We start from the raw sequence: 8062 nt of genomic DNA on the forward strand, positions 1-8062 counted from the left end.
CCGCCGCGAGGGCCTGCTGGGCGACGGCGAGCTCCGCGCCGACGATGCCCTGGGGGACCGTGGTGTAGGCCCCCGGGCCGGAGGTCTGGAACCACCAGGCGATCCCGGACAGCACCGCGACGGCGACGAGGACCGCGACGATGCGGCGCCACGCGGTGCGGCGGTGCCAGGCGGCCCGGTCCTCCGGTGGCGCCGGCGGGATCGTGCCCGGCGGGTCGGTGTCCAGGCCCGAGCCGATCCGCAGCGCCATCGTTCCGCCCATGCCGGGGGAGTCGTCGTCGTGCGGCGGCGGGGGTGGGCCGCCCGCGCGCTGGCGCCAGGGCACGTGCAGGGCCTCGGTGGCGTCCGGGTCGACGGGGTGGTCGCTGCCGGCGCCGGCGTCGTCCGACCCGTCGGGCTCGGCGGCGTCGGTGGCGTCGGTGGGCTCGGCGCCGGCGTCCGGCCCGACGGCCGTGCCCGGGTCGGAGGTCATGGTGCCGTCGGTGGCCAGGGGCAGCACGATCGTCGGGGCGACGTCGGCGCGGCGCTCCAGGGTGCCGGGGTCCAGGGCCGCCGTCGTGCGGCGCACCAGGGTCAGGGCTGCGGCGGCGTCCACGGGACGGTCGGCCGGCTCGCGTGCCGCCAGGGCGCCGACGAGCTCGTCGATCTCGGGCGGGAGCCACGTCACCGCGTCCGATGGCGCCGGCACCGTGGAGTGCACGTGCTGGTAGGCGACCTGGATGGGCGTGGTGCCCGTGTAGGGCTGGCGGCCGGTGAGCATCTCGTAGAGCACGATGCCCACCGAGTAGACGTCCGTGCGGGTGTCGCTCACGCCGTGCGCCACGAGCTCGGGCGCGAGGTAGGCGACGGTGCCGAGGATGGTGCCGGTGGTGGTCGAGGTGACCTCCGTGATGGCGCGCGCCAGGCCGAAGTCGGCGACCTTGATGCGACCGTCGGTCGCCAGCAGCACGTTCTCCGGCTTGATGTCGCGGTGCACCAGGTCCGCGCGGTGGGCCGCGGCCAGCGCGTCGAGGATCGCCTCGGTCGTGGACAGCGCCTGGGCGACGCTCAGCGAGCCGCGCTCGCCCAGGTGCCGGCGCAGGTTGGTGCCCTCGATGTACTCCATCGTGAGGTAGCTGGTCTCGCCGTCGACGCCCTGGTCGAGGACGCCCACGAGGCCCGGGTGGGTGAGCTTGGCCGCGGCGCGTGCCTCGCGGCGGAAGCGGGCGATGAACTCGGCCCCGCTGGTGCCCTCCGCGAGGTGCGGGTGCATCACCTTGATCGCGACCTCGCGGTCCAGCCGCCGGTCGCGCGCGAGGTAGACGGTGGCCATGCCGCCGCGGGCGATCCGGGACAGCACCTCGTAACGCCCGTCGATGAGGTGACCGATGAGCGGGTCGATGAGGGTGGACGCCACGGCGGCAGTCTACGTTCGCGGGCGCCGCTGACCCGTCAGGAGAAGCGCGACATGAGGGTCTGGACGCTGGCGACGTACCGGCGCGTGTCCGCGTACATGCCGTGCTTCCGCACGCCCGCCAGGCCCTGGTAGTACCCGGCGATCGCGGTGGGGGTGTCCCCGGCCGAGGAGAGCAGCGCGCGGAGCACGGCGACGCCGGCCGTGACGTTGTCGCGCGGGTCGAGGAGGTTGAGCGGGCGACCCACCAGCTGCGAGGCCCACTCGCCCGTGCTGGGGATCACCTGCATGGTGCCGATCGCGTTGGCGGGGGACACCGACGCGTGGTTGAAGCCCGACTCCTGGTAGGCGATCGCCTGCGCCAGCGCGGGGTCGACGCCCATCGCCCGGGCGGTCTCGACCACCAGCGCCTGCATCTGGGCCTTGGTCGGCACACCGACGGACAGCAGCGTGGCCTTGTTCTGGTTGGCCGAGGCGACGGTCGCCGCCGGGTAGGAGCGCCCGGCGAACGTGGAGCCGACGAGGCCGGAGGTCACGGCGCCGGCGGTCGAGCCCGGGATGGTCAGGCGCTGGCCGATCCGGATGACCGCGCTCGCGCCCAGGCCGTTGGCGGCGACGATCGCGGCGGTGGTCGTGCCGTAGCGGCCGGCGATCGCCGAGACGGTGTCGCCGGAGACCACCGTGTGCGTCGCCGCCGTCGTGGTCGCAGCGGGCGCCGCGGCGGCGGGGGCTGCCGGGGCCGCCGTCGCGCCGGGGACGGTGAGGGTCTGGCCGATCCGGATGAGCGCGCGGGCGCCGAGGCCGTTGGCGGTCACGATCGCGGCCGTCGTGGTGCCGTAGCGCGTGGCGATCGCCGAGACGGTGTCGCCCGAGACCACCGTGTGGGTGCCCGTCGTGGTGGCGGCGGCCGGGGCCGGCGCGGCGGCGGGCGCGGCCGGGGTCGCCGTCGCGCCGGGGATGGTGAGGGTCTGGCCGATGCGGATGAGGGCCCGCGCGCCCAGGTTGTTGGCGGTGACGATCGCGGCGGTGGTGGTGCCGTAGCGCGTGGCGAGGCCCGAGACGGTGTCGCCGGAGACCACCGTGTGGCTGCCCGTGGCAGCGGGCGCCGCCACCACGACGGCCGCGGGTGCCGCGGCCGCCGTCGTCGGGATGACCAGCCGCTGGCCCACGCGGATGCTGGCGCGCGCGTCGAGGCCGTTGGCCGCCACGATCCGGGCCACGGTGGTCGAGCTGCGCAGCGCGATGTGGCTCACGGTGTCCCCGGGCTCCACGGTGTAGTCGGAGGCCGCGGCCGGCGTCGCGCTGCCCGCGACGGAGGCGACGGCGAGGACGAGCCCGACGCCCGTCCCGCCCGTCGCGCGACGTCGGGCGGTGGTCATCGGAGCTCGCTGAGCAGCGGGGGTCATCAGGCCATCCTTGAGGCTGGTGGTACTGAAGGTGCCAGTGTTACTGAAGTGACAGAAGTGCAACCTACCCTGCTCGCCACGCCGGAGGAAGGGCAGGGCGTCAGGTGGGGCGAGGTGAACGGGTGAACCTCTACCCTGGGCGGGTGAGCGAACTGGACGTCCTGGTGGACGAGTGGCTGCCCCTTCCCGATGTCGCCGAGCGCCTCGGCACCGACGTCGGGCGTGTCCGCCGGCTGGTGCAGGAGAAGACGCTCATCGCCGTGCGCCGCGGCGAGCCCCGCGTGTGGTCCGTCCCGGCGGGGTTCCTCATGCCGGCGGCGGGTGGCGGGTGGCAGGTCGTCCCCGCGCTGCCGGGCACGCTGTCGGTGCTCGCCGACTCCGGGTTCGCCGACGAGGAGTCCATCGCCTGGCTCTTCACGCACGACGCGTCCCTGGCCGGCCTCGGCACGGGCACCCCGCCGCGCACCCCCATGGAGGCGCTCGCCGCAGGGCACAAGACGGAGATCCGCCGCCGCGCGATGGCGCTGGCCTTCTAGCCCCCGCTCCCGCGCACGTCCCCGATCGGGCTCGCGCCCGCGATCAGGCGTGCCGGTCGACGGCGGCGGCCGCGAGCCGGCCCAGCATCGACCGGCCCGGCTCGGCCAGGTCCGCCGCCGCCAGCCGCGCCATCGCAGGTCCGGCCAGCTCGCCGATGAGCGCCTCGACCTGGCGGACGGCCCCGCTGCGCACCAGCGCACCGCGGATCTCGGCGACCGCGTCGTCGTCGAGGTCCTGACGCCCGAGGGCGTCGCGCACCATCGCGGAGTCCGCCGGCGCGCCGTGGTGCAGTGCCCGCACCACGAGCACCGTGCGCTTGCCCTCGCGCAGGTCGTCCCCGGCCGGCTTCCCGGTGGCGCGTGGGTCGCCGAACACGCCGAGCAGGTCGTCGCGCAGCTGGAAGGCCTCGCCCAGGGGCAGCCCGATCGCGCGGCACGCCGCCAGGGCGTCGTCGTCGGCCCCGGCCAGCGCCGCACCGAGCGTGACGGGGTGCTCGACGCTGTACCGCGCGCTCTTGGCGCGGATGACGGCGCGGGCGCGGGCCTCGTCGGCCACGGGGTCCTCGCCCCACGGCACCGACTGCGCCAGCACGTCGAGGTACTGGCCGGCGGTCACCTCGGTGCGCATGAGGTCGAACACGCCCCGCGTGCGGCGCCGGACGGCGCGGTCGACCTGCTCGAGGGCGTCGGCCGCCTCGCGCTCCGAGGCGATGAGGGCGAGGTCGCCGAGCAGGATCGCGGCCGACTCCCCGAAGCGGTCGGGCGGGCCGGACCAGCCGCGCTCGCGGTGCAGCGTCGCGTAGGCGCGGTGCGCGGCCGGCCGGCCGCGGCGCGTGTCGGAGGAGTCCATGACGTCGTCGTGCAGCAGGGCGGCCGCCTGGAACAGCTCGAGCGCCGCACCCATCCGCAGCACGGCGTCGCGCGTCGCGGCGCCGGCCGGCGAGCCGTCGGTGCCGGGCGTGTGCGCGCGCCACGACCAGTAGCAGAACGCCGCGCGCAGGCGCTTGCCGCCGGACAGGATCTCGGCGAGGGAGTCGACCAGCCGGTCGCAGTCCGCGTCCACCGGCGCCACCTCGCGGCGCAGGGCCTCCAGGTGCTCCGCCAGGCGCTGGTCCACGCCCGCGCGCACGTCGTCGACGTCCACCAGGGCCGGGGTGCTGCTCACGGACTCACCCTACGGCGCGACTCACGGCGCGGTGCGGACCCGCCCGCCGATGGTGACGGTCCGCACACCGTCGGCGTCGAGCACGCCGATGGAGACCAGCTCGTCCCCGCCGGACCGCGTGAACGTCGACTCGGCCGCAAGGCTCGTGCTCGTCACCGGCACCTCGACGAACCCCGCGCCCACGAGGGCCGCGCGGTACAGGTCCATGAGCGCGACGGCCGTGGCAGGCGTGCGGACGTTGAGCGAGACCTCCTGGACGCCGGCCTCGCCGACGGGCACGGCCGACGTGACGAGGATGACAGCGTCCGGCGGCAGCGGGAGGAGGTCGACGGGGAAGCCCTCGACGACGTCGCCGACCTCGGAGTGCTCGTCCGGCGCCGTCGTGACGAGGCTCGACGCCGCGCCCTGCTCCTCGGTCGCGGTGCGCGCGGTGGTCGTGGTGGCATCGGCGGCGGCGGACGAGGGCGGGGCGACGTCATCGGCCGTGGGCGTCGCGGCGCCGGCACAACCGGCTGCGCCGAGTGCGAGCGCGAGGGCACCTGCGGCGGCGAACGCACCGAGGCGGTACGGGCGGCGCCGCGCTCGGTGGGGGCCCCGATGCGGCATAGGTCCACGGTAACCCCGGCCGGTGGGCCCCGGCGTCGTCGCCCGCCGGGTGAAATCCACAGGCTGAGCCGGGGCCCCCGGTGTCCACAGGCCGGCCGGTCCTGGCACCGCCCGACGCCCGGAGGGGGGTCGGATGGCCACATGGAGACCACGATCCGCACCAGCGAGCCGCGCGAGCTGCTCGCCCTCATCCCGTACCAGCTCGGCTTCGAGCCGACCAGCAGCGCCGTGGTGCTCAGCGTGCGGCGCACGCGCTCGCGGATCGGCCTGGTGGCCCGCGTGGACCTGGCCGACCTGCAGGACCCCGATCGGGGGCCCCAGGTGGCCCGCTCCCTCGTGGGCCACCTGGTGCAGGACGGCGCCCGCTCCACCGTCCTCGTGCTCTACACGGACGCGGACCTCCAGGCCGACCCCGGGCCGGGCAGGGTGGCCCGTGAGCACCTCGCGACCGCGGCCGAGCACTTCCTCGGCGAGCCCGACGTGTGGGTGGTCACCCCCCACGGCTACTACGCCCTCGACTGCGGCGACGCGGCGTGCTGCCCGCCCGGCGGGCGACCGCTGACGGACCTGCAGTCCACCCAGGTGGGCGCCCAGATGGTGCTCACGGGCGTGCAGGTGGTGGCGTCACGGGACCAGCTGGTGCGCCTCGACCCGGCCCATCCCGCCGCCCGGCGCTCGGCCCGGCGCGCCGCAGCGCGATGGCGCGCGCACCTCGAACGCGCCGACGGCAGCACGGCCCTGCACCGGTGGCGTCGTGAGTCGCTCGCGCTGTGGCGTGCGGAGCTCGCCCGGGTCGAGGCCGGGACGGTCGTGGCCGATCCCAACCGCGTGGGCCGGCTGCAGGCTGCGCTCGGCGACGTGCTGGTCCGCGACGCGGTCATGCTCGCCTTCGTGGCAGGGACGGACCGGCTCGCCGATCGCGTGGTCGCGGGCTACGGCGGCCCGGACGTCTCCCGCGCCCTGCGCGCCATCATCGACCCCACGCTCGGCACGGCCCCGGACCCGGCCCGCACGGCCCCGGCGCGAGCGCTGCTCCACGAGGTCGCCGCCCACACCACGCTGCCCCACCAGGCACCGGCGCTGACGCTGCTGGCCGTCCTGGCGTGGTGGGAGGGGGACGGTGCCCGTGCCGCGGTGCTCGTCGAGCGCGCGCAGCGGGCCGAGCCGGCCTACCGGCTCGCCGACCTGCTCGACCAGACGCTGGCTGCCGGGATGCCACCGGGCTGGCTGCGCGCCCGTGGCGCGTGACCGCCCAGGCGCCCGGCCCCGCGCCGTGCCGGGCGGGCCGTCACCGGGCGTCCCGGGTCGGGTGCGCGCGGCAGATCGGGTAGCGTCAGCCTCCAAGGGCCGTTGTCGTCCAAGGAGGCACGATGAGCGTCGTGGTCGGGTACGTCGCCACTGCCGAGGGGGAGGCGGCCCTGGCGACCGCGACCGCCGAGGCCAGGACCCGCGACGTGGGGCTGGTGGTCATCCTCAGCGAACGGGGTCATCGCTTCGGCACCGACCCCCAGGACCTGCAGAACCTCGCCGACGACGTCGCCCAGCGGCTCGACGGCTCCGGGCTGCGGTACGAGGTCCGCCAGACGAGTCGCGGACGGGACGTCGCGGAGGACATCATCGGGGCGGCCGAGGAGGGTGCTGCGGAGCTCATCGTCATCGGGCTGCGGCGCCGCAGCCCCGTCGGCAAGCTGCTGCTCGGCTCCAACGCGCAGCGCATCCTGCTCGACGCGCCGTGCCCCGTCCTCGCCGTCAAGCCCGCCATCGCCTGACCCTCGGCGGGGCCACGCAGGAGGGCCCAGGGCGCCAAGGCCACCCGTTCGGGGGCCCCAGCGGAGCGCGCCGCGCGAGTCATCGGCGGCTACAATGGTGTCTCCCCTCCTGGATCGTGTTCGCGAGCCCGGCGCTGCCGAAAGGTGCTCTGTGTCATCCCCTTCCCCCCGTTCTGCCCTCCCGCGCGAGTTCGAGCACGTGGCGCTGCAGGACCTCGTGCGCTCCGGCCACACCCACGGCACCGTCGACGCGGCGGCGCTGCGCTCGGCCTGCGAGCTCGCTGAGGTCGCCCCGGCCCGCCTGCGCACGGTGCTGCGTGCCCTCGACGGCCTCGGCATCGGCGTGAGCGCCCAGAAGGTCGCCGCGGCCACCACGCGCCGCGCAGCGACGACCGCCCGCACCACCGACGCCCCGGCCGAGGCGGCCACCCCCGCCGCGAAGGCACCGGCGGCCAAGGCCACCACTGCCACGGCGGCCGCAACGAAGTCCACGACGCCGAAGACCACGACGCCGAAGGCCGCCGCCGCGAAGGCGCCGGCCACGAAGGCACCGGCCACGAAGGCAGCCGTGACGACGGCGCCCGTGACGAAGGCCGCCGCTGCGCGCGCAGCCAAGGCCGCAGCGGCCACGGCGGACGTGGACCCCGAGGCGGTCGAGGCCGAGGACGTCGAGCTCGAGGACGTCGTGGTCGAGGAGATCGTCGTCGAAGAGGTCGTGGTCGAGGAGGTCGTCGCGGAGGACGCCGACGAGACCGGCGACGAGACCACCGAGGGCGCGAAGAAGCCGGCGGAGGAGGAGTCCGAGGACGCGGGGTTCACCTACTCCGACGCGGACGACGACGACGCCCCCGCCCAGCAGGTCGTCACCGCCGGCGCCACGGCGGACCCGGTCAAGGACTACCTCAAGCAGATCGGCAAGGTCGCGCTCCTCAACGCGGAGCAGGAGGTCGAGCTCGCGAAGCGCATCGAGGCCGGCCTGTTCGCCGACGAGCAGCTCGCCGCAGCCGAGGCGATGGACCCCAAGTTCCGCCGCGAGCTCGAGTGGATCGCCTCGGACGGCCGCCGGGCCAAGAACCACCTGCTCGAGGCCAACCTGCGCCTCGTCGTCTCGCTGGCCAAGCGCTACACGGGCCGCGGCATGCTCTTCCTCGACCTCATCCAGGAGGGCAACCTCGGCCTCATCCGTG

The 8062-nt window shown here is 75.8% G+C and carries 8 protein-coding genes; 4 read left to right on the forward strand and 4 right to left on the reverse strand.

Translation table 11 applies throughout. The annotated features are described in order from the left end of the window. Window positions 1-1396: protein kinase domain-containing protein (locus tag PKY62_RS10985; RefSeq protein WP_324536889.1), on the reverse strand; the 1396-nt coding region annotated here is incomplete at its 3' end. 35 nt (window positions 1397-1431) lie between these two features. Next, window positions 1432-2799: a LysM peptidoglycan-binding domain-containing protein gene (locus PKY62_RS10990; RefSeq protein ID WP_324536891.1), complete on the reverse strand. Its 1368-nt coding sequence runs from the start codon at window positions 2797-2799 to the stop codon at window positions 1432-1434. A 143-nt stretch (window positions 2800-2942) separates the two neighbouring features. On the opposite strand from PKY62_RS10990, the gene PKY62_RS10995 reads away from it, so the two are divergent. After that, the gene (locus PKY62_RS10995) at window positions 2943-3335 is read left to right on the forward strand and encodes an Rv2175c family DNA-binding protein (protein ID WP_324536893.1); all 393 of its coding nucleotides are present in this window, start codon (window positions 2943-2945) and stop codon (window positions 3333-3335) included. 43 nt (window positions 3336-3378) lie between these two features. Here PKY62_RS10995 and PKY62_RS11000 read toward each other — a convergent pair whose 3' ends face one another. Together PKY62_RS11000 and PKY62_RS11005 are read right to left on the reverse strand one after the other, a co-directional pair. Beyond that, window positions 3379-4500 carry a polyprenyl synthetase family protein gene (locus PKY62_RS11000; protein ID WP_324536895.1) on the reverse strand — a complete coding sequence of 374 codons (1122 nt, stop codon included), beginning with the start codon at window positions 4498-4500 and terminating at the stop codon, window positions 3379-3381. A gap of 21 nt (window positions 4501-4521) precedes the next feature. Further along, a complete protein-coding gene (locus PKY62_RS11005; RefSeq protein WP_324536897.1) occupies window positions 4522-5106 on the reverse strand; it encodes a hypothetical protein in 585 nt (194 codons plus the stop codon). Between the two features lie 141 nt (window positions 5107-5247). Between PKY62_RS11005 and PKY62_RS11010 the strand changes: the two genes are divergently transcribed. The 3 genes from PKY62_RS11010 to PKY62_RS11020 all read left to right on the forward strand — a co-directional run. Then, window positions 5248-6354, forward strand: a complete 1107-nt coding sequence (locus PKY62_RS11010; RefSeq protein WP_324536899.1) for a DUF4192 domain-containing protein — start codon at window positions 5248-5250, stop codon at window positions 6352-6354. A gap of 122 nt (window positions 6355-6476) precedes the next feature. Beyond that, a complete protein-coding gene (locus PKY62_RS11015; protein WP_324536901.1) occupies window positions 6477-6875 on the forward strand; it encodes a universal stress protein in 399 nt (132 codons plus the stop codon). Between the two features lie 151 nt (window positions 6876-7026). After that, on the forward strand, window positions 7027-8062 hold a 1036-nt coding region (locus PKY62_RS11020; RefSeq protein ID WP_324536903.1), incomplete at its 3' end, for a sigma-70 factor domain-containing protein.

It is taken from the genome of Actinotalea sp. (genome assembly GCF_035443605.1).
Taxonomy (GTDB): domain Bacteria; phylum Actinomycetota; class Actinomycetes; order Actinomycetales; family Cellulomonadaceae; genus Actinotalea.

Excerpts from the sequence above, each read along its gene's own strand:
- PKY62_RS10990 (WP_324536891.1), bottom strand. The coding sequence starts at position 2,799 with ATGACCCCCGCTGCTCAGCGAGCTCCGATGACCACCGCCCGACGTCGC.
- PKY62_RS11010 (WP_324536899.1), top strand. The coding sequence starts at position 5,248 with ATGGAGACCACGATCCGCACCAGCGAGCCGCGCGAGCTGCTCGCCCTC.
- PKY62_RS11005 (WP_324536897.1), bottom strand. The coding sequence starts at position 5,106 with ATGCCGCATCGGGGCCCCCACCGAGCGCGGCGCCGCCCGTACCGCCTC.
- PKY62_RS11015 (WP_324536901.1), top strand. The coding sequence starts at position 6,477 with ATGAGCGTCGTGGTCGGGTACGTCGCCACTGCCGAGGGGGAGGCGGCC.